Raw genomic sequence first — 25,260 nt, 5'->3', positions numbered from 1 at the left:
CCTTTGCACCAGGCCAGCAGGCGCGGCCGTGCCGGCGGTGACGAAAAAATGTTGATTCTTCAACAAAAAATGCCGAAATGGCTTTGGCCGGCAAGGCAGCCGCTCGCCGTTGATCGATTGGTCGTCCGCGGCTAACGATCAGACAACCGGGAGCGAACGCGCAGAGGGAGCTCGCTTGGACCCCATCGAGAAAGCGATCCGGAATGCCTTCGAGAAAGGCAATGCCGAGGACCGTGCGTTCCGAGAAAAGGTCTATCGATCGGCCTTTGCCGCGCTCGACCGCGTCCTGCAGGCCAATCCGAACGTCACGGTCGAGGCCGCCATCAGCCGCCGCAAGGCAGTCCAGGCCAAGATCACTGAGATCGAATCGGAGTTCCTGCCGGCCGTGCCAGAGGTGACGCTGCCGCCGGAAAACGTCGCGCCCGCCGGCAATGGCGCGCCGGATCCCCACGTCGAAGCGCCGGCCGAATCGGCCGCGCCGGCGGTCGACGCGCCGCTGCCGCCGTCGCAAACCGCGCCGTCGCCATCGATCACCGTCGACGGCCCGGTGCAGCCCGATGCTTCGGACCGGCCGCGTTCGCGCGTGCTGCCGCGCGTCCCCGACATCATGCCGGATGAGACAGCGCTTCCCGATGCGCCCTCGCTCGATGATTCGCCGGGCGCCCCGGTCGGCAACGGCGCCCAGGTCGCGCCTGACCGCGACGAGCGGCGGATCAGGGGCCGGCGCCTGCCGCTGACCGCGATCTTCGTCGTCGCGACATTGCTCGCGGCCGCCGGCATCGGCCTCTATTTCGCCAAGCAGACGGGTGTCTTCAAGACCGCGGCCGAGCTCAACACTGGCCCGCCGGAGCCGACGCCGACGCTGGACGACGAGGATTCCTCGCAGCCGGCTGAGCCAGGTTCGCCGCAGAAGCCGGGCGAGGCGGACCAGTCGAAGAACTGGATCAACGTCTTCTCGCCCGCCGACCCGACCCATGTCAGCGCGCCGTCCGACGCCGCCGCCGAGGTGATGAAGGACGACACCGGCCAGTTCCTGCGCATCCGCTCGGGCGCGTCCGGTTCGGCCATTGCCTTCGATGTCGGCCAGGGCGTGCTGGAGAAGCTTGCCGGCAAGCACGCCATGTTCGACATCGTCGCCCGTTCGGAAGAAGGCAAGGAGACGCAGATCTCGATTGACTGCAATTTCGGCGATCTCGGCGATTGCGGCCGCAAGCGCTACGCCGTCGGCCACGAGCGCAACGAATATCTGTTCGACGTGCAGTTCCCGAACAAGCATCCGGGCGCCGCCGGCACCATCGCCGTCAATTCCGACTTCGACCAGAAGGGCAAGTCGGTGGATATTTACGAGATCCGCGTCTCGATCGCGCAGTGATCGCGTCGTTGTACCTGTCCACGCAAGCGCAGCACCCCACCCGGCGTTTCGCGCCGACCTCCCCATCGAGGGGAGGTAGGACATGGCGCCAACCCGTACCTCCCCTTGATGGGGAGGTCGCGCCGCAGGCGCGGGTGGGGTGAAGCGCCGGCGCCGATTTCCTAACTATCCAGCAACGCCTGCAGCGTTTCGATGCGGTCGGCTTCAGCCGCCGGCTTATCCCAGCGCAGCCGTGAGATGCGGGGAAAGCGCATCGCCACGCCCGATTTGTGGCGGGTCGAGCGGTTGAGGCCCTCGAACGCCACCTCCAGCACCAGGCCGTTCCTGCGGTCGGCGCGCACCGAGCGTACCGGTCCGAAGCGCTCGATCGTGTTGTCGCGCACGTATTTGTCGATCTCTCTCAGCTCCTCGTCGGTAAAGCCGAAATAGGCCTTGCCGACCGGCACCAGCTCTTCCGATCCCTCGGGGCCGGACCAGACGCCGAACGTGTAGTCGGAATAAAAGCTCGAGCGCTTGCCGTGGCCGCGTTGCGCATACATCAGCACCGCGTCGATGGTGTGCGGATCGCGCTTCCACTTGAACCACGGGCCCTTCGGCCGGCCGGCCAGATAGGGCGAATCCCAGCGCTTCAGCATCACCCCTTCGATGATCGGATGCGGCGGCGCCTGGCGCAGCCGCTCCAGCGTCTCCCAGTCGGAAAACGCGACCAGCGGCGAGAGATCGAAGCGGCTGGGATCAAGCGTCCCGACGAAAGCCTCGAGCCGCTTGCGGCGCTCGGCGAAGGGCAGCGCGCGCAGGTCCTCGCCGTCGATCTGCAGCGCGTCGTAGCAGCGCATGAAGGCCGGATATTGCTGCTGGATCTTTGGCGACACGCTCTTGCGGTTCAGTCGCTGCTGCAGGTCGGAAAAGGTTCCGGTCGCCTCGCGCGGGTCCCCGACCAGCAGCTCGCCGTCCAGCGCCGCCTCGAAATTCATGGCGGCGGCAAGGTCCGGGAAGGCGCCCGACACGTCGTCGCCGGTGCGCGAATAGAGCCGGCGCACACCGCCTTCGCACACCGCCTGCACGCGGATGCCGTCCCACTTCCATTCCGCCGCATAATCGGTCGGATCGAGCTTTTCGAGGTCGTTGTCGTCGACGGCGTTGGAAAGCATCACCGGCCGGAACAGTGCGAGCGCTGCGCTCCTCGGCTTTTCCGCCCGGCCCTCCAGCCAGGCGAACAGGTCGGTGTAAGGCGGCGCCAGCCCGTGCCAGAGCTCCTCGATCTCGGCGACATCGACTTGGCCAAGGTCGGCCAGCGCCTGCTTGGCGAGCCGCGCCGACACGCCGATGCGCAAGCCCCCGGTGACCAGCTTGATGATGGCGAAGCGCGCCGAGATGCTGGCGTCGTCGAGCAGCCGCGCCAGCACCCTGGGCCCGTCGGAGCGGCTTGCCGCCTGCAGTCTGGCGACCACCTCCGCGAGCGTCGGCACATGATTGGGGATGTGCCCTTGTGGTTGCGGCCAGACCAGCGACACGGTCTCGGCGAGGTCGCCGACATAGTCGTAAGAATAGCCGAACAGCACCGGGTCCATGCGCTCGACCACCAGCGCGCGCAGCATCGCCGGCTTCACCGCCGCTATGTTGAGATCGCCGGTGATCGCCGCCAGCGCCAGCCCGCGATCGGGATCCTCGACGCTGCGGAAATAGTCGGTCAGCAGCGTCAGCTTGCCGTTGCGCGACGGCGTCAGCACGAGGCGGTCGAGGAGCTCGGCGAAGCGGTTCATGGCCGTTTGCGCTGCGCCAATTGCGAAAGCTGGCGCGAGGCCCCCCTCTCTGGCCTGCCGGCCATCTCCCCCTCAAGGGGGGAGATTGGACGTCGCGTCCGCTTCCGCGAATCTTCGGCGCCGGTAGAGATGCGCCGGCGTTCAAGCTGCCAATCTCCCCCCTTGAGGGGGAGATGTCCGGCAGGACAGAGGGGGGCGCCGTAGAGCGCGACGCCAGCGATTGTCGAAACCACTTCGGCCATTAATCGCCCTCGTCCTCATACCCTACGAGATGCAGCGGCCGCGCCGCGATGCCCTCCAGCTCGCACCAGCGCACCAGTGCCTCCTCGCGGCCATGGGTGACCCAGATTTCCTCCGCGCCGGTTTCCTTGATCGTGATGATCAGCTCGTCCCAATCGGCGTGGTCGGAAATGATCAGCGGCAGCTCTACGCCGCCCTGCTTGGCGCGCTGGCGGATGCGCATCCATCCCGAGGCGAAGCAGGAGATCGGGTCGGGAAAACGCCGCGCCCAGCGATCGGCGAAGGCAGATGGCGGGCCGACGACGATCGCGCCGGCGAAATCGGCCTTGCCGCGGCTTTCCACCGTCGCCGGCTCGAGCCGCCCAAGATCGATGCCCTGGCTTTGATAATATTCGCTGAGCTTGGCCAGCGCGCCATGGATATAGATCGGCCGGTCGTAGCCGGCGTCGCGCAAAAGCCGCATTACGCGCTGCGCCTTGCCTAGCGCGTAGGCGCCGATCAGATGCGAGCGCTCGGGAAACTGCGCCGCCGATTTGAGCACGCGCGCGATCTCCTCATGGTCCGGCGGGTGGCGGAACACCGGCAGGCCGAAGGTCGCTTCGGTGATGAAGACATCGCACGGGATAGGCTCGAACGGCAGGCAGGTGGCGTCCTTCTGCCGCTTGTAGTCGCCGGAGGCGACGATGCGCATGCCTCCATGCTCGACGCAGATCTGCGCCGAGCCAAGCACATGTCCGGCCGGACGGAAGGTGACGGCGACGCCGTCGATGTCAAGGGTTTCGCCGAGCGCAGCCGCCTGCGTCGTTCCGGCGAAATCCTCGCCATAACGCAGCCCCATGATGTCGAGCGTCTCTTGCGTGGCCAGCACCGAGCGGTGGCCGGAGCGCGCATGGTCGGAATGGCCATGCGTGATCAGCGCCCGCCCAACGGGCCGCACCGGATCGATGAAGAAATCGCCGGGCGGGCAGTAGAGGCCCTCCGGCCGGGGCTTGAGCAGGTCGCTGGCGCGCATGGCTTTGAACATAGTGGCTAAATTCCGCGCGGGAAGCCTGTTGCAAGAGACTGCTGACTCGTCCTACAGCCCCTTGCCGGCCCCGCCTCGCCGGTGGGATTCTTCAAAAGATGAAACCGCTCCAGGCCTCGTCGGGTGACTTGAACGCCGATCGCCGCGCCGATTTCGCCGAGATGCTGCTCGCCTCGGGCGAGCCCGCGCAGGCGGCCGAGCTTCTGCTCGACGCGATGGAACTGGCGCCGCAATGGGCTGCCGGCTGGTTTCGCCTCGGCGAGATGCAGGAGGCGGCTGGCCTGCTCGACCAGGCCGCGCAGGCCTGGGCCATGGCGCTGAAGCTGGACCTCGCGGATCGCCTTGGCGCCGCGCTCAAGCTTCAACTGATCGGCAAGGCGCCGGCCGCGGCGGCACCGCCCAGCGCCTTCGTCGAGACCTTGTTCGATCACTATGCCGACAGTTTCGAGGAGTCGCTTGTCCAGAAGCTCGCCTACGGGCTGCCGGATTTTCTCGAGCGCGCCATCCGCAAGGCAAGGCCCGGCCGGTTCAGGCTAGCCCTCGACCTCGGCTGCGGCACCGGCCTGATGGGCGAAAGGTTGCGGCCGCTCGCCGACCGGCTGGAGGGTTACGACATCTCGGCCGGCATGCTGAGGAAGGCGAAAGCCAAGGGCATCTATGACCGGCTGGCCAAGGCCGACCTCCAGCATTTCTCTTACACAGGCGACAGGGCCGACCTCGTTGTCGCGGCCGACGTGTTTATCTATCTGGGCGCGCTTGAACGCATCGTCGGCGCGGTCGCGAACATGCTTGCTGAGGATGGCCTGTTCGCATTTTCGCTCGAGACGCTTGCCGGCGGCGAGGACTTCGCCCTGCTGCCATCACGGCGTTACGCCCATTCCGAGGCCTATGCGCGGCGCGTGCTTTGCGCCAACGGGCTTGCGGTCCTGTCGCTGGAAAGCATGGTTATCAGGCATGACCGGCACGATCCGGTCGAAGGCCTGGCCATCCTGGCCGGCGTCCCCGCGGCAGCCGCCGAGGTGGGGAATCCGGCAACGGCATGAGGTCGGCCTTGCTGCGAAAAAGCCTGAATGGCATGGTCCGGGTTGCGCGGGGCGGACACCATGAGGAGATATCCATGCGCTGGACCATGGTTGCATTGGCATCTTGCCTGACGGTCGCTGGCTGTGTCGGCGGCACGTCGATGGCCGAGCGTCAGGACGAGGATGTCCAATCCTCATTGCAATATGACGATGTGCCTTGCGACCAATTGCTGGCGCAGCGCAATCAACTGGCGCGGCAGAACAATCTGCCCGTCACTGCCAAGCCGAGCTTTTCCAATCCGGCCATGGGCTTCGGCCCCTTCATACCCGACACGCGCTCCAAGGCGCAGCGCGCCAGCAACAAGGCGAGCGGCGAGATCGACGCCATGAACCGCTCGATCGAACGCCGCGACTGCGGCAAGCCGAAGAAGAAGGAGACACTCGGGCTGCCCGGCTCGAAACCTTCCTGATCGTCCGATGCTCCGCCAGCGATCTACCGATCGCCGGGCTTCTTCGCCGCGCTTTCCCTTGACGCGATTGCGGACGGGGTTCGTTGCGGAGTAGTCAAATCCGGCCGCCGAGCACTTTCTCCGGAACGGGTCCAAGGCCGTCACTCCATGAACCTCTCAGACTTTGGCGACCGCATCTGCATCCTGGGACCGTCCAACAGCGGCAAGTCCACCCTTGCCAACGCGATCGCGCGCAAGCGCGGTCTGGAAGCCGTTCACCTCGATCAGCTCTTTCACCTGCCCAATACGGATTGGCAGCAGCGTCCAAAGGACGAATTCATCACCCTGCACGATGCAGCCATCGCCAGCGAACACTGGGTGATGGACGGAAACTATTCGGTTTGCATGACGCAGCGCTTTCGACGGGCGACAGGTCTGATCCTGCTGGATATCTCCACGCCCGCAAGTCTGTTGCGTTATTTTCGGCGAACGCTGTTTGAGACCAAGCGGCATGGCGCGCTGGAAGGCGGGCGCGACAGCATCAAGTGGGACATGATCCGCCACATTGCCGTGGTGACGCCGCGAAACCGCAAGCGATACCAAGCGATGTTCGAAGAGCTCGAGCTGCCGAAGCTGCGGCTGTCTTCGCTGCGGTCGATCAAGCAATGCTTCCGCGACTGGAGTTTGTCGCTCGATTAATACCCCGCCTCTCTGTCGACCAGGTTCTCGAGCTTCTCGCCGCGCTCGTAAGCTGCCATCTGGCGCAGCATGATCGGCACCAGATGCGCCGGATCCGACGTCGCCGCCGCATGAGGCGTGACGAACACTTTCGGATGGCTCCACAGCGGGCTGGTCTTCGGCAGCGGCTCGACCTCGAACACGTCGAGGCTCGCTTCCTTCAGCGTGCCGTCGTCCAGCGCGCGCATAATGTCGGCATCCTTCTGCAGGCGGCCGCGCCCGGCATTGATCAGCACGGCGCCGCCGAGGCCGTTGCGCCGGCGCAGTTCCTTGAGCAGCCCGTAATTGACGATGCCTTGCGTTTGCGGGGTCAGCGGCAAGAGCACGACGAGGATATCGGTGGCGTTGAGGAACGGGATCAGCCCCGCCTCGCCGGAATAGGTCGAAACGCCCTGCATCGGCCGGTCGCTGCGCGACCAGCCATTGACGGCGAAGCCGAGCGACAGCAACGCCGAAGCCGCGGCGCGACCAAGACTGCCAAGTCCCATGATGCCGACGGAGATGTCGCCGGCCACCCGTTGCGGCGGATCGTGCCAGATCTTCTTTTGCTGCTGAGCCCGGTAAAGCGAGGCCTGGCGATGGTGGTCGAGCACGCGCCAGACGACATATTCGACCATGTGCTGGGTCAGATTGTCGGCGACGATCTTGACGATCGGCACGTCGGGCAGACCGGGATCGGCAAAGACATGGTCGACGCCGGCGCCGATCGAGAAGATGGCGCGCAGATTGGGCAGCGACTTGAGAAGGTTGGGCTTCTGCTTCCAGACCACCGCATAGGTGATCGACGGATCGTCGGCGCCGTTCGGCTCCAGCACGACCTCCCGCTCGGCCGAGAGCAACTCGTGCCAGCGCTGCGGGTGGATGCCCGTAAGGGCAAGCAGGATTTTCCCTTTTTCCATTCTCGGATTTTTCTTCCCTGTTTCGCCAGTGCGGGTCGGGTTACTCGCTGACCACACCGGTCGGTGCGGTCTCGATCTTGAAGGCCGCCGCCATCAGCGCCCGCGTATAGTCGGTTTGCGGGCTGCTGAAAATCTGCTCGGAAGGTCCCGCCTCGACGATCTGGCCATTGCGCATGACGATGACGTCGTTGGCAAGGGCGCGGACGACCTTGAGGTCGTGGCTGATGAAGAGATAGGCGAGATTGTGCTTGGCCTGCAGGCTGCGCAAAAGGTCGACCACCTGCGCCTGCACGCTCATGTCGAGCGCGGAGGTCGGCTCGTCGAGCATGACGAAACGCGGGTTGAGCACCATGGCGCGGGCGATGGCGACGCGCTGGCGCTGGCCGCCGGAGAACTCGTGCGGGTAGCGGTGGCGCGTTTCGGGATCGAGGCCGACCTCCTTCAGCACGGCGACCACCTTGTCGTCGCGCTGGTCGGCCGAGAGTTTCGGCTCGTGGATCTTCAGCCCTTCCTCGATGATCTCGGAGACCGAGAGGCGTGGGCTGAGCGAGCCGAACGGATCCTGGAAGACGATCTGTAATTCGCGCCGCAGCGGCCGCATGGCGCTGAAGGAGAGCTGGTTGATGTCACGTCCGTTGAAATTGATCCTGCCGCTCGAGGAGATCATCCTGGCGAGCGCCAGGCCCAGTGTCGTCTTGCCCGAACCGGACTCGCCGACCACGCCCAGTGTTTGGCCGGCCCGCACCGTGACGTCGATGCCGTCCACGGCCTTCACATGGTCGACGGTCTTGCGGAAGAAGCCCTTCTTGATGGGGAACCAGACCTTGATGTCCTTGCCCGTCATGACGGCTTTGGCGCCCGGGTTGGCTGCGGGCGGCTTGCCCTTCGGCTCGGCGGCGAGCAGATGCTTGGTGTAGTCGTGCTGCGGGTTGGTGAAGATATCCTTGGTCGGGCCGCTCTCGACGATCTTGCCCTTGGTCATGACGCAGACGCGGTCGGCGATCCTGCGCACGATGCCGAGATCATGCGTGATGAACAGGAGCGACATGCCCTTGCGGGCTTTCAACTTGGCCAGCAGCTCCAGGATCTGCGCCTGCACGGTGACGTCGAGCGCGGTCGTCGGCTCGTCGGCGATCAGAAGCTCCGGCTCGTTTGCCAAGGCCATGGCGATCATGACGCGCTGGCGCTGGCCCCCGGAGAGCTGGTGCGGATAGGCGTCGAGGCGTTTCTGCGGATCGCGGATGCCGACCTCGGTCAGCAGCTCCAGCGTGCGCGCGCGGGCCGGGGCGTCGCGCAGGCCCTGATGCAGTTGCAGCACCTCGACGATCTGCTGCTCGATCGTGTGCAGCGGGTTGAGCGAGGTCATCGGCTCCTGAAAAATCATGGTGATCTTGTTGCCGCGCACGCCGCGCAACGCCTTCTCGTTCATGGCGAGCAGGTCGGCGCCGCCGAACAGGATTTTGCCGGAGGGGTGGCTGGCGGCGGGATAGGGCAAGAGCTTCAGCACCGAAAGCGCCGAGACCGATTTGCCCGAGCCGGATTCGCCGACCAGGGCAAGCGTCTCCCCCTTGGCGATGTCGAATGAGATATGGTCGACAGCGATCTCCTGCTTGCCGCCCTGCGTGAAGGCGACGCTCAGATCTTGGACGGAAAGCAGGGGAGCGGTCATCCTTCGATTTCCGTAATGATTTTATCGAGAACGGAAATTTCCGGTCGGATAATCGAAATCTCGGCCGTCAATTGCGGAGGAACGAGTCTGTCCGGTGCGACAGAATAAGCGCCCTTCAATCTGGTATCGGCAGTCAGGAATTGTGCGCAGCCGAAGTGCATTGCCGTGGAGAGGTGAATCGCATCGGGTAGCCTGAGAGAAACGAATTTTGAACGAAGCTGTGCCGCGTGCCACAGGACTTCACGGGTTACCATCCCAATCGAAACAAAGGCATTACCAGTCGAGATATTGTCATAAAGCTCGATAAGCGACTCATTGCCCTTTTTCAGAGGGTCCACCATCAACTCAGCCAACACGATCTCGCTTGTCGCGATGAAAGGTTGCTTTCTGCCCTCGTTCAAAGAGACGAGCTGAAGCAGTTTTCTTGCAAGAGCGTCATTATTTTCGAAAGCGTAGATGAAAATGTTCGTATCGACGTAAAGCCGGAAGGCGGCCATCAGTCCTCCCACTCGTCACGGAGGGCACGAACACGCGCCACGGCCTCTTCGAGGCTTGTCCCTGGAGCGCTGGCCTGGGCGTTCCGCATAAGTTCAAGCAGTTGCTTGCGGTCAAGGGGCCGTTTGGCCTCCTCTTCCACAGTCACTGTGACCGAGGCATTCAAGGCTATGCCCTCTCGCAACTCGTCCGGAAGTTTCGATGCGGGATAATGCTCGAGGATGACCTTATTCATAATTCCGTCTTCTCGTGGATCGCGGCGCGGAGAACGTGCAGATATTCACCAATCATGGTCGCCAGTAGTTTTGCCAATTCACCTACGCGCACTTTAATTCGTATCGCCACACTGAGAATATAACATGCCGGGTGCCGGTCCGCATTGTAGTCATTTGAACGTCTTGCGCGGATCGAAGGCGTCGCGCGTCGCCTCGCCGATGAAGACCAGCAGCGACAGCATCAGCGAAATCACGATGAAGCCGGAGATGCCGAGCCAGGGGGCGTTGAGGTTGCGCTGCGCCTGTTTCAGCAACTCGCCGAGCGAGGCCGAGCCGGGCGGCAGGCCGAAGCCGAGATAGTCGAGCGAGGTCAGCGTCGAAATCGAGCCACTGAGAAGGAAGGGCAGGAAGGTCAGCGTCGCCACCATGGCGTTCGGCAACAGGTGGCGGAACATGATGGTGAGGTTTGGTACGCCGAGCGCGCGCGCCGCGTTGACATATTCGAAGTTGCGGGCGCGCAGGAATTCGGCCCGCACCACGCCGACCAGCGCCACCCATGAAAACAGCAGCATCAGGCCGAGCAGGATGAAGAAGCCGGGCGGCAGGATGGCGGAAATGATGAGCAGCAGATAGAGCACCGGGATCGCCGACCAGATCTCGATGAAGCGCTGGAAGAGAAGGTCGGTCCAACCGCCGAAATAGCCTTGCACCGCGCCGGCCGCGACGCCGATCAGCGACGAACCGAGCGTCAGGATCAGGCCGAACAGAACCGAGATGCGGAAGCCGTAGAGCACCCGCGCCAGCACGTCGCGGGCCTGGTCGTCCGTGCCCAGCCAGTTCCAGTTGCCGACGGTGCAGTTGGCATCGGCCTCGCCTTGCGGATACTGGCTGCAGCGGGTCTTCTTGTCGTAAAGCCAGGACGGCTTTGCCGGTGCCGGTTCCGGAATGGCGTTGTTGACCGTCTGATAGGAGTAACGGACCGGCGGCCAGATCATCCAGCCATTGGAATTGATCTCGTCCTGGATCACCGGATCGCGATAATCGGTGACCGCATAGAAACCGCCGAACTTCTCCTCCGGATAGGCAACCAGGACCGGAAACAGGATCTCGCCCTTGTAGGAGGCGATGATCGGCTTGTCGTTGGCGATCAGCTCTGAGAACAGCGACAGCACGAACAGGAACAGGAAGATCCAGAGCGACCAGTAGCCGCGCCGGTTGGCCTTGAAATTCTGCAATCGCCGCTGGTTGAGCGGCGACAGAAATGGCCTGCGAGGCCGCGCCGGCGCGCTTTCGATCGCCGCCTCGGCCATCAGATGTCTCTCCGCTCGAAGTCGATGCGCGGATCGACCCAGGTGTAGATCAGGTCGGACAAAAGGCCGACGAACAGGCCAAGCAGCGAGAAGATGTAAAGGGTGGCGAACACCACCGGATAGTCGCGGTCGATCACCGACTTGAAGCCGAGCAGGCCGAGGCCGTCGAGCGAGAAGATGTTCTCGATCAGCAGCGACCCGGTGAAGAAGGCCGAGATGAAGGCGCCCGGAAAGCCGGCGATGACGATCAGCATGGCGTTGCGGAAGACGTGGCCGTAGAGCACTTTGCGCTCCGACAGTCCCTTGGCACGCGCCGTCACGACATATTGCTTGCGGATTTCCTCGAGGAAGGAGTTCTTGGTGAGCAGGGTGGTTGTCGCGAAAGCCGAGAGCACGAGCGCCGTCAGCGGCAGCGTCATATGCCAGAAATAGTCGGCGATCTTGCCCGGCCAGGACAACTGATCCCAATTGTCCGAAACGATGCCACGCAGCGGAAACCAGTCCCAGAACGAACCGCCCGCGAACAGCACCATGAGCAGGATGCCAAACAGGAAGCCGGGAATGGCATAGCCGACGATGACGACGCCGCTCGTCCATACGTCGAAGGTCGAGCCGTCCTTCACCGCCTTGCGGATGCCGAGCGGGATCGAGATCAGGTAGGACAGAAGCGTGATCCACAGGCCGATGGAGATGGAGACGGGCATCTTCTCCAGGATCAGATTCAGCACCGAGATATCGCGGAAATAGCTGTCGCCGAAATCGAAGCGGATATAGTTCCACAGCATCATGCCAAACCGCTCGAGCGGCGGCTTGTCGAAGCCGAACTGCTTTTCCAGCTTCTTGATGAATTCGGGATCGAGTCCCTGCGCGCCGCGATATTTCGAGCCGACGTCGCCGGCAACGTCGAAATTGGTCGCGCCTGCATCGCCACCGCCGCTGCCGAGGCGATCGTTGCCGCCCTGATTGGTCAGCCGGGCGATCACCTGCTCGACCGGGCCGCCCGGCGCGAACTGGATGACCGCGAAGGAGATCGCCATGATGCCGAACAGCGTCGGGATCATCAGAAGAATGCGGCGCAGGATATAGGCGCCCATCAGGCGACGGGCCCCGCGCGAACGATCATGTCAGGCTTTGCCAATCTTTGCCGCCTTGCCCTTATCGAACCACCACAGCGCCTCGACCGGAAAGCCGAAATCGGGTTTCTGATCGGGGAAGCCGAACATGTCCCAATAGGCGCTTCGATGATTCGCCAGATACCAACTTGGAATCCAATCGCGCCGCGCGCGCAAGGCCCGGTCCAACGCGCGCATGGCGGTGGTCAGGCTTTCCCGATCCCTGGCAGCGCCCACGGCATCGATTAACGCATCGACTGCCGGGCTTGCAACGCCCGGCAGGTTGCGCGAACCCGATACTGAGGCGCTGCGCGAATGGAAGAAAATTTCCAGATCGTCGCGGGTCGGCGTGGCGCTGAAATTGAAGGCCGCCGAGAGCAGGTCGAAATCGAATGTCGATTGCCTGAGCTGGTACTGCGCTGAATCCACCAGGCGGATCGAGGCATCGATGCCGATGGCCTTCATGTTGGCGACCCAGGGCGAATAGACCTGCACGAAGGTCTCGTCGTCGACCAGGAATTCGGCCGTCAGCCGCCCGCCCTTGTCATTGACCACGAAGTCACCGGAGCGTTTCCAGCCGGCCTGAGCGAGCAGCTTCAATGCCGCGCTCAGTTGCTTGCGGTCCCGCCCGGACCCGTCCGAGGCCGGCTGCGTCACCGCTTCGCCGAAGGTCTCCGGCGGCAGCTGCTCGCGCAGAGGTTCCAGCAACTTCAACTCCTGCGGCGTCGGCATGCCCGCGGCACGGAAGTCGGATTTTTCGAAGCAGGATTGCGAACGCTCATAGGAACCATAGAAAAAGTTGCGCCGTGTCCATTCGAAGTCGAAGCAGAGCGCGATCGCCTGCCGCACGCGCGGATCCTTGAACTGCTCACGCCGCTGGTTGACCGCGGTGGCCTGCATGGACGGCGTTGTCTCGGCTGGGAACTCACGCTTGATCACCTTGCCGGCGGTAAAGGCAGGAAAGTCGTAGGCCGTCGCCCAAACACGCGAGGTGAACTCCTCCCGGTAGAGGATTTCGCCCTTCTTGAAAGCCTCGAAGGCGGCCGTGCGGTCCTGGTAGAACTCGATGCGGATACGGTCGAAATTGTTCTGGCCGCGATTCACCGGCAGGTCGTTGCCCCAATAGTCGGTTACCCGCTCATATTCAATCCAGGCGCCGGCCGACCAGCGCCCGACCTTGTAGGCGCTCGAGCCGAGCGGGGGGTTGAGCTGCGAGGAATCGAACGGGTTGGCCGTAAAGAAGGCCTTCGAAAGGATAGGAAATCCGACCACGTTGAGGATGGTGCGGGCCGACTGCTTGCCGGAGAATTTGAGCTCTACCGTGTGGGTGTCCTTCGCCACCGCGTCATCCAGATGCGTCAGCGACAGCGCGTAGTCCGGATGCCCTTTGTCTTTCAGCAGCTTGAAGGTGAAGGCGACGTCTTTGGCGGTGAGCGGCGTGCCGTCATGGAAGCGCGCCTGCGGGCGCAGCGAGAAGGTGAAGCCGTTGCGGTCGTCTGAGATTGTGACACCGTCGGCGATCAATCCATAGACCGCGTCGGGCTCGTCGAGCGCTCGCACCATCAGGGAATCGAAACACATCTCCATGCGTTGCGGGGAATCGCCTTTGGGGACGAATGAATTCAGTGTGTTGAAGGTCTGCGGGCTCTGGTTCGCGCCCCAATTGGGCGGCGAGAAGTTGAAGATGCCGCCTTGCGGCGCGTCGACATTGACATAGTCGAAGTGCGTGAAATCGGCCTTGTATTTGAGATCGCCGAAGGCCGACAGGCCATGCAATTTGACGCCGGTCGGGGTGTCGGCAAAGGCCTGGCCGGGCAGCAAAACGGCGGCAGTGGCTGCGGCGCCGAGCGCCAGGAAGTCGCGGCGAGGAAGCAAGGTCCGCCGCCCCATCAATTGACGCCTTTGTACTTGGCGGCCAGCGCCTTTTCCCTCGCAGGATCGATCCACCAGGAATCGATATCGGCGCCCCGGTAAGCGGGCTGTTTCTCCGGCATGCCGAACTTGTTCCAATAGGCCAGCCAAATCACCGCGCGATAGTATTGCGGAACGACATAGTAGTTCCACAGAAGGACACGGTCGAGCGCATGGGTCGCGGCGACGAGGTCGTCTCGATCGGTGGCGAAGATGATCCGGTCCACGAGAGCATCGACGACCGGATTCTTTATCCCGGAGTAGTTGCGCGATCCGGGCGTGTCGGCGGCCTTCGAACTCCAGAAATCGCGTTGCTCGTTGCCGGGTGATTCCGACTGCTGTAGCTGGCTAGTGATGACGTCATAATCGAAATTATTGACGCGGTTGATGTATTGCGTCTGGTCGATCATGCGCAGATTGGCGTCGACGCCGATCTTGCGCAGATTGGCGATCCAGGGACTGGAGATCACTTGATCGGTGTCGTTCCAGCCGAGGATCTCAAATTTGAACGGTTCGCCGGTGTTGGCGTTCACCATCTTGCCGCCCTTGATCACCCAGCCCGCCTGGGCAAAGAGGTCGACCGCCCGCTTCAGGTATTTCCGCTCCGCCTGCGGCGAGTCGTAGACAGGTAGCTTAAACTCCTGCGTGAACAACTCGGCCGGCAGTTTGTCGCGGTATTTCTCGAGGATTTCCAGCTCCTTGCCTTGCGGCAGTCCACTCGACGCCAGCTCCGTGGCCTGGAAATAGCTACGGGTGCGTGTGTTCGAATTGTAGAAGAGCGTGCGGTTCATCGTTTCGAAATCGAACGGAAGCGTCAGAGCCTCGCGCACGAGGCGGTCTTGAAACAACGGCCGTCTCTGGTTGAGTATGAAGGCCTGCATGGGTTCCGGCGAGGTGGTCTTGAACACCTGCTTGACCACGTCGCCGGCGCTCACCGCCGGAAAATTATACGCCGTATTCCATCGCCGAGAGCTGTTTTCCGGCTTGATGTCGTCCAGCCCACCCTTGGTGAAGGCCTGCCAGGCGGCGTTGTCGTCGAGAATGTAGGTGAAGCGCTGGGTATCGAAATTCTCGCGACCGATCTTCACCGGCAGCTTCGCACCCCAATAGTCGGGAACGCGCTGCCAGACGATCTCCGAGCCCGGCTTGAAGCTGGCAATCTTGTAGGCGGCGGAGCCCAGCGGCGGCTCCAGCGTCGGCCTGGTGATGTCGCGCTTCTTGCCGCTGGCATCCGTCCCTTCCCACCAGTGCTTGGGCAAAACGACCAGATCGCCGATGATCTTGGGCAGCTCGCGGTTGCCCTTCTGGTTGAAATGGAATTCGACCTCTCGGTCGGAGATCGCCACAGCGTCGGTGACGTTCTCGAAATAACGGTTATATTGCGGGGCGTTCGCTTTCAGCACATTGAACGACCAGACCACGTCGTCGACGGTGATCGGCTGGCCGTCATGCCATTTTGCTCGCGGATCGAGCCGGTAGGTCGCGGACGAATAGTCGGCCGGATATTTGTAGGCCTCGGCGACCAACGGGTGGCTGACACTGCCTTCGTCGGTAGCCTGGTCCATCAGCGTGTCGTAAAGCAGCCCGCCGCCGAACTGCGCAAAGCCGGCGGCTGCGGAACCCTGCACGATGTAGGGATTGAAGCTGTCAAAAGTACCGACAACCACGCGGTTCAACGTTCCGCCCTTCGGCGCATCCGGATTGACGTAGTCGTAGCGCTGAAAATTATCGCCGTATTTTGAAGGTCCGATCAGCGACGACGTCGTGCGCCACTCATCGGCGAAGCCGGCCTGCAGGCTGGCGGCGAAGGCGAACACCAATGCCGATGCGAAAAGCGTGCGGAAACGGCCAACCGTCATGCGTTCTCCTCGTCGCGAGCCCTGGAGCATTCATCGTTTCATGGGAACGACGGCCGCTCTATCGCTTGTTTCGACGCAATTCCGGACGGAAAACCCGGTTCCGCTTTCCTGGAATTGCTCTGCCACCCGCAATCTAGATCATTTGACGCCGGTGAAAACCGCAAGTGCCGCCTTTGTCGCCGTCCATGCAGCTTTCTAACAGAAAAGCCGGGACGAACCCGGCTTTTCCAAGGAAGTCTTTATGACAAATTGTTTATTGGGCGGGCGCGGCGGGTTTGGCCGGAGCGGTTCCCTCGGCCGGCTTGGCCGGCGCGGCGCCTTCCGCGGGCTTCGCGGGTGCGGCACCTTCCGCCGGCTTGGCGCCTTCGGCGGGCTTGGCTTCGGCCGAAGCGCCCGGCTGCGGCAGCGGCTTCGGATTGTCCGACAGCGTGCGCAGATAGGCGATCACGTTGGCGCGGTCTTCCTCCTTCGGCAGGCCGGCAAAGCCCATCGCCGTGCCCTTCACGAACTTCTTGGGCGCGGTGATGAAGTGGTTGAGGTTCTCATAGGTCCAGTGCTCCTGGCCGCCCTGGGAGAAATCCTTCATGCCGGCCGAATAGGCGAAGCCCTCATGCTCGGCGACGGGGCGGTCGACGATGTCCCAAAGGTCCGGACCGACCTTGTTCGGGCCGCCCTTTTCGCCCGAATGGCAGGCCTGGCACTTTTTGAAGATGGCGGCGCCCGCTTCGGCATTGGCGGTGGCAAGCAGGTCGGCGATCGGCTTTTCAGCCGCGGCAGGCGCGGCCGGACCGCCTTCGGTCGGCTCCTGAGCTTCGATGGCGAAGCCGGGCTTTTCGGGCGCCGGCGAGGCGAACAGCCCGTCCGAGACGAGGCCTATTGAAAAGACGATGAAGCAGGTTCCCAGAAATCCGCCGAGCAGCTTGTTGACTTCGTTGGAATCCATATGCCCCTTGCTCCCTTTTCCGGCGGACCGTCCCGTCCACTCCGTCCGTCGGTATCGCGAACTGCCCTGAAAGGCCAGTCAAACCGGGCGGAAACTAGGTCTTTTGCTCTGGCGTTGCAACACCTATAAGGGCGCTTCCAGTGAGACCTTTTGCCACTTTCCATCCGCTTTTTTCGGCCGCCCAAAAATCCGATGTCCACCTTGATCCTGATCCCCGCCCGCATGGCCTCGACGCGTCTGCCGGGCAAGCCGCTGGCCGACATTGCGGGCGCGCCGATGATCGTCCATGTCGCCCGCCGCGCCGCCGAGGCCGGGCTTGGCCGCGTGGTGGTGGCGACCGACACCGAAGCCGTCGCGCAGGCCGTGCGGGCGCATGGCTTCGAGGCTGCCATGACCCGCGCGGATCACGAATCGGGCTCCGACCGCATCTTCGAGGCGCTGACGGCCCTCGACCCCGAAAAGCGGGTGGAAACGATCGTCAACGTTCAGGGCGATCTGCCGACTATCGACCCCGAGATCATCGGCGCGTCGCTGCGGCCGTTTGAGGACAAGTCGGTCGATATCGCCACGCTCGGCGTCGAGATCGTGCGCGAGGAGGAGAAGACCAATCCCAATGTCGTCAAGATCGTCGGCTCGTCGCTGTCGTCGACACGGCTGAGAGCGCTTTATTTCACCCGCGCCACCGCGCCCTGGGGCGAGGGGCCGCTCTACCATCATATCGGCCTCTATGCCTATCGCCGTGCGGCGCTCGAACGCTTCGTGGCGCTCAAGCCGTCGCCGCTCGAGCGGCGCGAGCGGCTGGAGCAGCTGCGCGCGCTGGAAGCCGGTATGCGCATCGACGCCGAGATCGTCAAATCGCTGCCGCTCGGCGTCGACACGCCGCACGATCTCGAACGCGCCAGGCAAATCCTTTCAAAATGAGACATGAGCATGCCTGAAAAGACCAACAGAATTTCCTTCCAGGGCGAGCCCGGCGCCAATTCCGACACGGCCTGCCGCAACATGTTCCCCATGATGGAGCCGTTGCCGTGCCCGACCTTCGAGGATGCCTTCAACGCGGTCGAGACCGGCAAGGCCGATCTCGCCATGATTCCGATCGAGAACACCATCGCCGGCCGCGTCGCCGACATCCACCACCTGTTGCCGGAATCGAAGCTGCACATCGTTGGCGAATATTTCCTGCCGATCCACTTTCAGCTCATGGTGCTGCCGGGCGTGAAGCGCGAAGAGATCAGGACCGTCCACAGCCACATCCACGCGCTCGGCCAGTGCCGCAAATATATCCGCAAGAACGGCTGGAAGCCTGTGGTCGCCGGCGACACGGCGGGTTCGGCCAAGATGGTGTCGGAGGTCAGGGACCGCACCATGGCCGCGTTGGCGCCGGCTTTAGCCGCCGAGCTCTATGGGCTCGACATCATCGAGAAGAATGTCGAGGACACCGACTCCAACGTCACCCGTTTCGTCGTGCTGACCAAGAACAAGCAATGGGCGGAGCGCCCCGCGCCGGACGCCAAGATGATGACCACCTTCATCTTCCGTGTCCGCAACGTGCCGGCTGCGCTCTATAAGGCGATGGGCGGCTTCGCCACCAACGGCATCAACATGACCAAGTTGGAGAGCTACCAGCTTGGCGCCTTCACTGCGACGCTGTTCTACGCCGACATCGAAGGTCACCCGGACGACCCCCTGGTCAAGCTGGCGCTGGACGAGCTGCGCTTCTTCTCGCGCGAAATGCGCATTCTCGGCGTCTATCCGGCGAGCGCCTCGCGCGAGCAGTGGAAGGTAGCGGATTAAAGGCGTGTCCCCCTGTCGGGGCAAAGACATGCACGAAACGATGAGTTGAGGCCTACGCTTGGTCGTCCCATGGATTTACCAGCGCTACTCCCATTCCCTCGAAATCGCCAATGTTGCGCGTCACCAGCGTCATCCGCCGGGTGAAGGCCGTGGCCGCGATATAGGCGTCATTAATCGGTTTGGGATTGGGCACATGCCATTGCGCCGTCTGAACGGCGGCTGCCTCGTCCAGCGGCAGGATTCGACCGGAGAATGTTGTGAGAACCGCATTTTCCAACCAATTGCGCAATGCTTTGCCAGCAACGGCATCATGGCGTTCTACCAGTCTTACGCCAATCTCCAGCTCGTGCAGAACCACGGCCGAAATGAAGGTTTCGGCAGGATCGACGGTTTCGTTCCAGAGCACGACATTGGGATGCGCCCTACCGCTCGATACCTTTCGCAATTCGGATACGACATTGGTATCGAGCAACAGCATTAGGAAAGGTCTACCGGCTGGGCGCGTTCCGTGCGAGGCGGCAGCGGCAGGTCAAAGTCACCTGCCTCCGGCGCAGCCAGCATGTCACCGAGCGACCGCGTTTTACCGGTGAGCCGTTTATATTCATCGAACGACATGAGGACATGCGCTGGCCGCCCTCTGTCGGTGATGATCACGGGACCGTTCTTGGCAGCGCGTTTTGCGCGGCCAAGATCCTGATTGAGTTCGCGACCCGAAAGCGTGGTGATCATATCAATTTCACCAAATGTGGTTACGTAGCCACATGTAATGCGTTTGAGCAGAAATTGCAAGGTTCGACGAGCGGATGGCAACCCATCGCAAGCGCGTGATTGGTTGTGCCCCGTGCTAGGAGTGTGCCAGGCGGCTCACCTTATTTACCACGGCTGCGCTTAGATTGCCGCGCTCAGCGGCACGTAGTCGATCTCCAAAAACTTCTCGACCTCGGGCACCCAGCGGTCGCGCACGAAGGCGACATGGTCGGGATGTTCGTTGTAGCGCGTGTAGGCCGCCTGGTCGGCGAACTCCATCGAGAAGCCGAACTGGTAGTCGTTTTTCGGGCTCACCTGCCGCAGCTGCTCGAAATGCGTGACGCCCTTGATCCCGGTCAGGATCTTCTTCGCGTCATGCAGGAAGCGCTTTGTCTCCAGCGACTGCAGCGGATGTTTCAAGGTGAACACGACGGTGTGGCGGATCATTCTTCTGCTCCTATTCGCTGTCGACCCAGGCGCGGATGAGATGATGGGCGATTGCCCCTTTCGGCGGTGTAATCAGGCCGTCGGCATGCTGCCTGTCCAGCATGGTGCGCACCTCGTCCCGGAAGAACCAGCGGCAATCCTCGAGCTCGTTGGGGTCGGCCTGGATATTCTCGTTGAGCGGCTCGCCGAAGCAGCCGATCATCAGCGAATAAGGGAAGGGCCAGGGCTGGCTGGCATGGTAGACGACGCGGCCGAGCCGGATGCCGGCCTCTTCCAGCGTCTCGCGCCGCACCGCCGCCTCGATCGTCTCGCCCGGTTCGATAAACCCGGCAAGCGCCGAATACATGCCCGGCGCGAAATGCCTGCCGCGCCCCAGCAGGCATTTTTCGCGCGTCACCGTCAGCATGATCGCCACCGGATCGGTGCGCGGAAAGTGGTCGGTGCTGCAGGAAGGGCAATGGCGCCGGTAGCCGCCGGCGCGCATCTCCGAGCGGTTGCCGCATTTCGAGCAGAAGGCGTGGCTGGCGTGCCAGGCAAGAAGCGCCGCCCCTTGCGCCAGCGCGCCGGCGGCGGCCTCGTCGATCAGCCCCTGCATATAGACCGACCGGTAGTCGATCGCCTTGATCGTTTCGGGCAGCTTTTCCGGCTCGACGCTGGCGGGCACCGCAAGCACAGGGCCTTCCTCTGAAAGGCCGAGCAGCACTGCTTGGCCGAGCGAAGCCTCGAAGGCCTGGCTTTCATCCGGCTTGAACCACGGGTCGAACTTGCCGCCGTCGAGTTTGAGGTAGAGCCGGCCGGCATGCATCAGCATCAGCCGCGCGGTCCGGTCGGCCAGCGCCTTCTCGACCGCATCGTCGGCCCGGTTCTCGGACTGACGGTCGATCCGGTTGCCGGCGAAACCGACGAATTGGCTCGGCTCGCGCAAGGGCGCGTCAAACAGGCGAAAGCTCATGGGGACTCGGGCAGGTGAGGGACACAAGGGGCGCTGAATGGACAATGCTCAGCTTATAGCGCCGCCTTGATCGTTTCGGCAAACCGCCTGATGTCGGAGCGCTGGTAGGGCTCGCGTATGCCGTGGCCCCAGACCGGTCCCGGCCAGCCGGGGTCGCCCTCTGAGCGGGCGACAACGTGGACATGCAGCTGGCGCACGACGTTGCCGAGCGCGCCGGTGTTGATCTTGGTGCAGCCGGTCACCCGCTTCAGCGCCTGCGCCACCATATTGGTCTCGAAGGTCAGCATCGTCTGGTCGAGCGGCGTCATTTCGTGGATTTCTTCCACGCCGGGCCGCTGCGGCACCAGCACCAGCCATGGCCAGCGGCGGTCGTTCATCAGCCTGAGCTCGCAAAGGCCAAGCCACATAAGCTGCTCGCTGTCCGCCTCCAGCCGGGCGTCCAGCGTGAATCCGGCCTCAAGGCCAGGCAGCATGGGCATTTCCTTCACTTTTGTTGTAAGCATTTTCCAAACCCGGAACGCTAGAGCGGCGGCAAGGTGGCTGCAAGCGATTCATTGACCGCTATTATCGATTTGAAGGACTTTCCGCCTCGATGCGGTTGCGGGTTCCGGCTCGGCCCTTGCATTTCGCTGCCGAATTGCCGATATGGAGCCCGGGAGGTTGGTGGTGGACGATCCACTCGCCAACCGGGTCAGGTCCGGAAGGAAGCAGCCCTAACGAGCCCGGAACGGGTCATTGTTCCAGCCTCCCACCTCTTCGCCTTTCTCCCGCGACATTGACGGCGCCAAGCCGTGCGGGCGAGACTATGCGCAGGAATCGGCCGCCTTCCGTCGCGGTCTGGGAGCTTTTGACGGCGAATGAGCGAAGTCGGAAACTTGGGGACGGAAAGCCTGGAGACCGGCAAGGCCGGCGCCTATCGCGTCCTGGCGCGCAAATACCGCCCTTCGAATTTCTCCGAGCTGATCGGCCAGGAGCCGATGGTCCGCACGTTGACCAACGCGTTCGCCACCGGCCGCATCGCCCAGGCCTGGATGCTGACCGGCGTGCGCGGTGTCGGCAAGACGACGACAGCACGCATCCTCGCGCGGGCCCTGAACTACAAGACCGCGACCGTCGACCAACCCTCCGTCGACCTTTCGATCCCCGGCGAGCATTGCCAGGCGATCATGGAAGGCCGCCATGTCGACGTCATCGAGATGGACGCCGCCTCGCACACCGGCATCGACGACATCAGGGACATCATCGACCGCGTGCGCTACGCGCCGGTCTCCGCCCGTTACAAGGTCTACATCATCGACGAAGTGCACATGCTCTCCACCCAGGCTTTCAACGGCCTGCTGAAGACGCTGGAAGAGCCGCCGCCGCACGTCAAATTCATCTTCGCCACCACCGAAATCCGTAAAGTGCCGATTACGGTCCTGTCGCGCTGCCAGCGTTTCGACCTGAGGCGCATCGATGCCGGTGCGCTGGTCGGGCATCTGGCCTCGATCGCCGCCAAGGAAGGCATTTCCGTCGATGACGAGGCCCTGGCGATGATCGCGCGGGCCGCCGAAGGCTCGGCCCGTGATTCGCTCTCCATCCTCGACCAGGCGATCGCCCATGGCAGCGGCACTGTCAGCGCCGACGCGGTGCGCGCCATGCTAGGCCTCGCCGACCGCGCCCGCATCATCGACCTGTTCGAGCATGTCATGAAGGGCGACGTGGCGGCGGCTTTGGCAGAGTTCCGCGCGCAATACGACACCGGCGCCGATCCGGCTGCGGTGCTCACCGACCTTGCCGAGTTCAATCACCTCGTCACCCGGCTGCGCTTCGTGCCGGCGGCAGCCGACGATGCTTCGCTTTCCGAAGACGAGCGCCGGCGCGGCGCCGAATTCGCCAGCACGCTTTCGGTGCGCGTGCTGTCGCGGACCTGGCAGATGCTGCTCAAGGGCATTCCCGAGGTGCAGTCGTCCAACCGCCCCGTCAGCGCCGGCGAAATGGTGCTGATCAGGCTGGCGCATGCCGCCGACCTGCCGACGCTGGACGAGGCGCTGAAATCGCTGGAAGGCGCGGGACCGCTGCCGAATGGCGCGCCGCGCGCCAATGGCGCACCGGTCGGCAATGGCGGCGGCGCAAGTGCTGTCGCGCAGACCCGGATGCCCGGTTCAAATGGCGGTGCGCAGACCATGCGCCTGGTCGAAGCGCAGCCCGCGCCGGCTGCGTTTGTCCCAGCACCGGAGCCGGTTGTCGAAACCCCTGTCGTTCCGGTCAAATCGCTGGCCGATATCGTCGCGCTTGCGGACGCCAATCGCGACATGGCCTTCAAGGTGCTCCTGAAACGTTGCGTCCGGCCGGTGCGCGTCGAGCCCGGCCGTCTCGACGTGGCGCTGACCGACGACGCGCCCAAGATGCTGCTCAACGAGCTGACCTCCAAGCTGCGCGCCTGGACCGGCCGCAACTGGCTGGTGTCGCTGTCGAAGGAGGAGGGCGGCCAGACACTGGCCGAGATGGAGACGACGAAGCGCGAGAACGCTTTCTCCGATGCCAAGAGCGACCCGACAGTCGCGGCCATCCTCGCCCGCTTCCCCGGCGCCAAGATTATCGACGTGCGCATTCCGGACGTGCCGGACGTGGAAGAGGCCGAGGCCGAAGTGCCGGTCGAGCCTGCGGCCGACGACGACGAAATCTGAAACAATTTAGAGGACCACCCGATGAAAGATCTTCTCGGCCTGATGGGCAAGGCGAAGGAAATGCAGGCCAAGTTCCAGGCCATGCAGGACGAGATCGCCACGCTTGAAGCCACCGGCCAGGCCGGCGGCGGTCTGGTCAGCATCACGCTGACCGGCAAGTTCGAAATGAAGGCGCTGAAGATCGATCCGTCTTTGATCAAGGCGGACGAAGCCGAGATCCTCGAGGACCTGATCCTTGCCGCCCACAATGACGCCAAAAATAAGGTCGAGCAGGTGATGCAGGAGAAGACCAAGGCACTCACGGCAGGCTTGCCGATCCCGCCCGGAATGAAATTGCCGTTCTGAGGCAGTGTCCGCCAGTTAATTGATTATGAACGGAAATTGAGTCCGGGCTGCAATATTAACCATTTGCCGGCAATGTTCACGGGCTCATTTCGCGGCATTCATAAAGTTTTACCCAAGTCCAGAAGTTGCTAACCTTCTAGCCATCTTTTTGCCTGAAAGAGTCTCATTCTTGCCACATCTCGGGGCGGGCTGGCATCTGGACATGAGGCTTTTTTGGTGATCGCGACGCGATGGAAGACGCCGCTGCTGCTTATCAGCATCGTCACTTCCCCCTTGCTCCTGGCCGGTTGCAGCCAGACCACTTCCTCCCATGGCATGTCGGTGTCGGGTCTGACCGACGCCCTCACGCCGAGCTTCCTCAGCTCGCGCTCCTATACGATGAAGGACAAGGAATGCCTGCAAAGGGCGATGTTCTTCGAGTCCAACCGGTCGAGCCGTGACGGCATGATCGCCGTCGGCACGGTCGTGATGAACCGGCTGCGCTCGGGCCAGCATGGCAACACCATCTGCGAGGTCGTCGGCGAGAGGGGCCAGTTCGCGCCCGGCGTGCTGACGCGGCCGATGAACTCCAGGGCGCTGCCCGACGTCGAGGAAGCCGCGAACGCGGTGCTGAAAGGCGAGCGCAAGGCCAAGCTCAAGAACACGATGTATTTCCACACCGCCGGCCTGCGCTTCCCTTACAAGAACATGCATTACACCATGGTGGCCGGCGGCAACGCCTTTTATGAGAAGCGCGGCCGCAACTGGCAGCCGCTGCCGGACGAGCCGATAGTCGCTATGGCCTCCGACAAACAGCAGAAAATCAACCTTGCCGCCCCCGTGCTGGTGGCTTCCGCCGAGCCGGTGGTCAAGACGATCGTACGCCCGGATCCGGCCAAGCAGGCCGCGATGAATGCGGCCGAACCGACGCTTCCGGCCAAGGCGATCGTTCCGGTCGAAGCGACCTATGTGACGGCCGCTGCTGCCCCCCCGCAGAAATCCGGCCGCCTCGCGCAGAAGCCGATGGTCGTGGCGATGCAGGAGCCGATGGCCGAGCCGGACGCCTCGCGTTTCGGCGGCACGCTCAAGGGCCGCTACATCTCTTCGGTGCCCAGCGCGCCGCAGGAAGCGTCGATGGGCTTCCAGTCGACGCCTGAGAATACCGACGCCATCGGCGCGATGATCGCCAGCCAGGATCGGCCGCTCGAAACCAACTGAACCCGATTTCATCCAATACAGGGCCTGCCATGGCAGCATGGCAGGCCCTGTGCCCTTGCTGGCTGTTCCAAACCGCTCTGAAAAATCC

Annotated in this window: 25 protein-coding genes and 1 other RNA gene; 10 read left to right on the top strand and 16 right to left on the bottom strand. The window is 63.2% G+C overall.

Annotation, left to right across the window (positions count from 1 at the left end):
• Positions 1-175: 175 nt before the first annotated feature.
• Positions 176-1,372, top strand: coding sequence for a hypothetical protein (locus LB553_RS14440; RefSeq protein ID WP_224514176.1), 1,197 nt, complete (start codon positions 176-178; stop codon positions 1,370-1,372).
• A gap of 161 nt (positions 1,373-1,533) precedes the next feature.
• Here the strand turns inward: LB553_RS14440 and LB553_RS14435 are convergent, their stop codons facing one another.
• The gene (locus LB553_RS14435; RefSeq protein WP_224514174.1) at positions 1,534-3,135 is read right to left on the bottom strand and encodes a cisplatin damage response ATP-dependent DNA ligase; all 1,602 of its coding nucleotides are present in this window, start codon (positions 3,133-3,135) and stop codon (positions 1,534-1,536) included.
• A 241-nt stretch (positions 3,136-3,376) separates the two neighbouring features.
• Positions 3,377-4,387, bottom strand: a complete 1,011-nt coding sequence (locus LB553_RS14430; protein WP_224514310.1) for a ligase-associated DNA damage response exonuclease — start codon at positions 4,385-4,387, stop codon at positions 3,377-3,379.
• 110 nt (positions 4,388-4,497) lie between these two features.
• Here LB553_RS14430 and LB553_RS14425 point away from each other — a divergent pair, with 110 nt between their 5' ends.
• From LB553_RS14425 to LB553_RS14415, 3 genes are all read left to right on the top strand, one after another.
• Positions 4,498-5,442, top strand: coding sequence for a class I SAM-dependent DNA methyltransferase (locus LB553_RS14425; RefSeq protein WP_224514172.1), 945 nt, complete (start codon positions 4,498-4,500; stop codon positions 5,440-5,442).
• Positions 5,443-5,516: 74 nt separating this feature from the next.
• Positions 5,517-5,891, top strand: a complete 375-nt coding sequence (locus LB553_RS14420) for a hypothetical protein (protein WP_224514169.1) — start codon at positions 5,517-5,519, stop codon at positions 5,889-5,891.
• A 147-nt stretch (positions 5,892-6,038) separates the two neighbouring features.
• Complete coding sequence (locus LB553_RS14415; RefSeq protein WP_224514167.1) at positions 6,039-6,569, top strand: AAA family ATPase; 531 nt, start codon at positions 6,039-6,041, stop codon at positions 6,567-6,569.
• Here the strand turns inward: LB553_RS14415 and LB553_RS14410 are convergent.
• The 9 genes from LB553_RS14410 to LB553_RS14370 form a co-directional block, all read right to left on the bottom strand.
• On the bottom strand, positions 6,566-7,507 hold the full coding sequence (locus LB553_RS14410) for a 2-hydroxyacid dehydrogenase (protein ID WP_224514166.1): 942 nt from the start codon (positions 7,505-7,507) through the stop codon (positions 6,566-6,568). The two genes, LB553_RS14415 and LB553_RS14410, sit on opposite strands and share 4 nt — an antisense overlap.
• Positions 7,508-7,547: 40 nt before the next feature.
• Entirely contained in the window at positions 7,548-9,176 is a 1,629-nt protein-coding gene (locus LB553_RS14405; RefSeq protein WP_224514164.1) for an ABC transporter ATP-binding protein, read from the bottom strand.
• Positions 9,173-9,673 carry a type II toxin-antitoxin system VapC family toxin gene (locus LB553_RS14400; protein WP_224514161.1) on the bottom strand — a complete coding sequence of 167 codons (501 nt, stop codon included), beginning with the start codon at positions 9,671-9,673 and terminating at the stop codon, positions 9,173-9,175. Before LB553_RS14400 ends, LB553_RS14405 begins: the two co-directional genes overlap by 4 nt.
• Positions 9,673-9,906 (bottom strand): hypothetical protein, encoded by a 234-nt coding sequence (locus tag LB553_RS14395; RefSeq protein WP_224514159.1) that lies wholly within the window; start codon positions 9,904-9,906, stop codon positions 9,673-9,675. Before LB553_RS14395 ends, LB553_RS14400 begins: the two co-directional genes overlap by 1 nt.
• Positions 9,907-10,056: 150 nt before the next feature.
• A complete protein-coding gene (locus LB553_RS14390; protein WP_224514157.1) occupies positions 10,057-11,196 on the bottom strand; it encodes an ABC transporter permease in 1,140 nt (379 codons plus the stop codon).
• Positions 11,196-12,290 (bottom strand): microcin C ABC transporter permease YejB, encoded by a 1,095-nt coding sequence (locus tag LB553_RS14385; RefSeq protein ID WP_224514154.1) that lies wholly within the window; start codon positions 12,288-12,290, stop codon positions 11,196-11,198. Before LB553_RS14385 ends, LB553_RS14390 begins: the two co-directional genes overlap by 1 nt.
• Positions 12,291-12,320: 30 nt before the next feature.
• The gene (locus LB553_RS14380) at positions 12,321-14,198 is read right to left on the bottom strand and encodes an extracellular solute-binding protein (RefSeq protein WP_224514152.1); all 1,878 of its coding nucleotides are present in this window, start codon (positions 14,196-14,198) and stop codon (positions 12,321-12,323) included.
• Positions 14,198-16,078, bottom strand: a complete 1,881-nt coding sequence (locus LB553_RS14375; protein ID WP_224514150.1) for an extracellular solute-binding protein — start codon at positions 16,076-16,078, stop codon at positions 14,198-14,200. The genes LB553_RS14380 and LB553_RS14375 overlap by 1 nt, the downstream gene beginning before the upstream one ends.
• Before the next feature lie 253 nt (positions 16,079-16,331).
• Positions 16,332-17,021 (bottom strand): c-type cytochrome, encoded by a 690-nt coding sequence (locus LB553_RS14370; RefSeq protein ID WP_224514148.1) that lies wholly within the window; start codon positions 17,019-17,021, stop codon positions 16,332-16,334.
• Between the two features lie 192 nt (positions 17,022-17,213).
• On the opposite strand from LB553_RS14370, the gene LB553_RS14365 reads away from it, so the two are divergent.
• Together LB553_RS14365 and LB553_RS14360 are read left to right on the top strand one after the other, a co-directional pair.
• Entirely contained in the window at positions 17,214-17,942 is a 729-nt protein-coding gene (locus LB553_RS14365; RefSeq protein WP_224514146.1) for a 3-deoxy-manno-octulosonate cytidylyltransferase, read from the top strand.
• Between the two features lie 9 nt (positions 17,943-17,951).
• Positions 17,952-18,815 (top strand): prephenate dehydratase, encoded by an 864-nt coding sequence (locus LB553_RS14360; RefSeq protein WP_224514143.1) that lies wholly within the window; start codon positions 17,952-17,954, stop codon positions 18,813-18,815.
• Between the two features lie 52 nt (positions 18,816-18,867).
• On the opposite strand, the gene LB553_RS14355 is transcribed toward LB553_RS14360, so the two are convergent.
• The 5 genes from LB553_RS14355 to LB553_RS14335 form a co-directional block, all read right to left on the bottom strand.
• On the bottom strand, positions 18,868-19,293 hold the full coding sequence (locus tag LB553_RS14355; RefSeq protein WP_224514141.1) for a type II toxin-antitoxin system VapC family toxin: 426 nt from the start codon (positions 19,291-19,293) through the stop codon (positions 18,868-18,870).
• Positions 19,293-19,544 carry a type II toxin-antitoxin system Phd/YefM family antitoxin gene (locus LB553_RS14350; protein ID WP_224514139.1) on the bottom strand — a complete coding sequence of 84 codons (252 nt, stop codon included), beginning with the start codon at positions 19,542-19,544 and terminating at the stop codon, positions 19,293-19,295. The genes LB553_RS14355 and LB553_RS14350 overlap by 1 nt, the downstream gene beginning before the upstream one ends.
• Positions 19,545-19,703: 159 nt before the next feature.
• Positions 19,704-20,009, bottom strand: a complete 306-nt coding sequence (locus LB553_RS14345) for a Dabb family protein (protein WP_224514136.1) — start codon at positions 20,007-20,009, stop codon at positions 19,704-19,706.
• 10 nt (positions 20,010-20,019) lie between these two features.
• Positions 20,020-20,961, bottom strand: coding sequence for an NAD(+) diphosphatase (gene nudC, locus LB553_RS14340; protein WP_224514135.1), 942 nt, complete (start codon positions 20,959-20,961; stop codon positions 20,020-20,022).
• 53 nt (positions 20,962-21,014) lie between these two features.
• Positions 21,015-21,434: an HIT domain-containing protein gene (locus tag LB553_RS14335; protein ID WP_224514132.1), complete on the bottom strand. Its 420-nt coding sequence runs from the start codon at positions 21,432-21,434 to the stop codon at positions 21,015-21,017.
• A 182-nt stretch (positions 21,435-21,616) separates the two neighbouring features.
• On the opposite strand from LB553_RS14335, the gene ffs reads away from it, so the two are divergent.
• The 4 genes from ffs (at position 21,617) to LB553_RS14315 (ending at position 25,172) form a co-directional block, all read left to right on the top strand.
• Positions 21,617-21,713: signal recognition particle sRNA small type (ffs, locus tag LB553_RS14330), an RNA gene on the top strand.
• 105 nt (positions 21,714-21,818) lie between these two features.
• The gene (locus tag LB553_RS14325; protein WP_224514130.1) at positions 21,819-23,630 is read left to right on the top strand and encodes a DNA polymerase III subunit gamma/tau; all 1,812 of its coding nucleotides are present in this window, start codon (positions 21,819-21,821) and stop codon (positions 23,628-23,630) included.
• A gap of 21 nt (positions 23,631-23,651) precedes the next feature.
• Complete coding sequence (locus LB553_RS14320) at positions 23,652-23,975, top strand: YbaB/EbfC family nucleoid-associated protein (protein ID WP_040993963.1); 324 nt, start codon at positions 23,652-23,654, stop codon at positions 23,973-23,975.
• Positions 23,976-24,191: 216 nt separating this feature from the next.
• Positions 24,192-25,172 carry a cell wall hydrolase gene (locus tag LB553_RS14315; RefSeq protein ID WP_224514129.1) on the top strand — a complete coding sequence of 327 codons (981 nt, stop codon included), beginning with the start codon at positions 24,192-24,194 and terminating at the stop codon, positions 25,170-25,172.
• The last annotated feature ends 88 nt before the right edge of the window (positions 25,173-25,260 follow it).

Origin of the sequence: Mesorhizobium sp. CA8 (assembly GCF_020164955.1) — a bacterium.
In the GTDB taxonomy this organism is placed as follows: domain Bacteria; phylum Pseudomonadota; class Alphaproteobacteria; order Rhizobiales; family Rhizobiaceae; genus Mesorhizobium.
This window is presented reverse-complemented; position numbering and strand designations above follow the sequence as displayed.

Coding starts and splice junctions, on each gene's coding strand:
- LB553_RS14435 (WP_224514174.1), bottom strand. CDS start 3,135: ATGAACCGCTTCGCCGAGCTCCTCGACCGCCTCGTGCTGACGCCGTCG.
- LB553_RS14430 (WP_224514310.1), bottom strand. CDS start 4,387: ATGCGCGCCAGCGACCTGCTCAAGCCCCGGCCGGAGGGCCTCTACTGC.
- LB553_RS14425 (WP_224514172.1), top strand. CDS start 4,498: ATGAAACCGCTCCAGGCCTCGTCGGGTGACTTGAACGCCGATCGCCGC.
- LB553_RS14420 (WP_224514169.1), top strand. CDS start 5,517: ATGCGCTGGACCATGGTTGCATTGGCATCTTGCCTGACGGTCGCTGGC.
- LB553_RS14415 (WP_224514167.1), top strand. CDS start 6,039: ATGAACCTCTCAGACTTTGGCGACCGCATCTGCATCCTGGGACCGTCC.
- LB553_RS14410 (WP_224514166.1), bottom strand. CDS start 7,507: ATGGAAAAAGGGAAAATCCTGCTTGCCCTTACGGGCATCCACCCGCAG.
- LB553_RS14405 (WP_224514164.1), bottom strand. CDS start 9,176: ATGACCGCTCCCCTGCTTTCCGTCCAAGATCTGAGCGTCGCCTTCACG.
- LB553_RS14400 (WP_224514161.1), bottom strand. CDS start 9,673: ATGGCCGCCTTCCGGCTTTACGTCGATACGAACATTTTCATCTACGCT.
- LB553_RS14395 (WP_224514159.1), bottom strand. CDS start 9,906: ATGAATAAGGTCATCCTCGAGCATTATCCCGCATCGAAACTTCCGGAC.
- LB553_RS14390 (WP_224514157.1), bottom strand. CDS start 11,196: ATGGCCGAGGCGGCGATCGAAAGCGCGCCGGCGCGGCCTCGCAGGCCA.
- LB553_RS14385 (WP_224514154.1), bottom strand. CDS start 12,290: ATGGGCGCCTATATCCTGCGCCGCATTCTTCTGATGATCCCGACGCTG.
- LB553_RS14380 (WP_224514152.1), bottom strand. CDS start 14,198: ATGGGGCGGCGGACCTTGCTTCCTCGCCGCGACTTCCTGGCGCTCGGC.
- LB553_RS14375 (WP_224514150.1), bottom strand. CDS start 16,078: ATGACGGTTGGCCGTTTCCGCACGCTTTTCGCATCGGCATTGGTGTTC.
- LB553_RS14370 (WP_224514148.1), bottom strand. CDS start 17,021: ATGGATTCCAACGAAGTCAACAAGCTGCTCGGCGGATTTCTGGGAACC.
- LB553_RS14365 (WP_224514146.1), top strand. CDS start 17,214: ATGTCCACCTTGATCCTGATCCCCGCCCGCATGGCCTCGACGCGTCTG.
- LB553_RS14360 (WP_224514143.1), top strand. CDS start 17,952: ATGCCTGAAAAGACCAACAGAATTTCCTTCCAGGGCGAGCCCGGCGCC.
- LB553_RS14355 (WP_224514141.1), bottom strand. CDS start 19,293: ATGCTGTTGCTCGATACCAATGTCGTATCCGAATTGCGAAAGGTATCG.
- LB553_RS14350 (WP_224514139.1), bottom strand. CDS start 19,544: ATGATCACCACGCTTTCGGGTCGCGAACTCAATCAGGATCTTGGCCGC.
- LB553_RS14345 (WP_224514136.1), bottom strand. CDS start 20,009: ATGATCCGCCACACCGTCGTGTTCACCTTGAAACATCCGCTGCAGTCG.
- nudC (WP_224514135.1), bottom strand. CDS start 20,961: ATGAGCTTTCGCCTGTTTGACGCGCCCTTGCGCGAGCCGAGCCAATTC.
- LB553_RS14335 (WP_224514132.1), bottom strand. CDS start 21,434: ATGCTGCCTGGCCTTGAGGCCGGATTCACGCTGGACGCCCGGCTGGAG.
- LB553_RS14325 (WP_224514130.1), top strand. CDS start 21,819: ATGAGCGAAGTCGGAAACTTGGGGACGGAAAGCCTGGAGACCGGCAAG.
- LB553_RS14320 (WP_040993963.1), top strand. CDS start 23,652: ATGAAAGATCTTCTCGGCCTGATGGGCAAGGCGAAGGAAATGCAGGCC.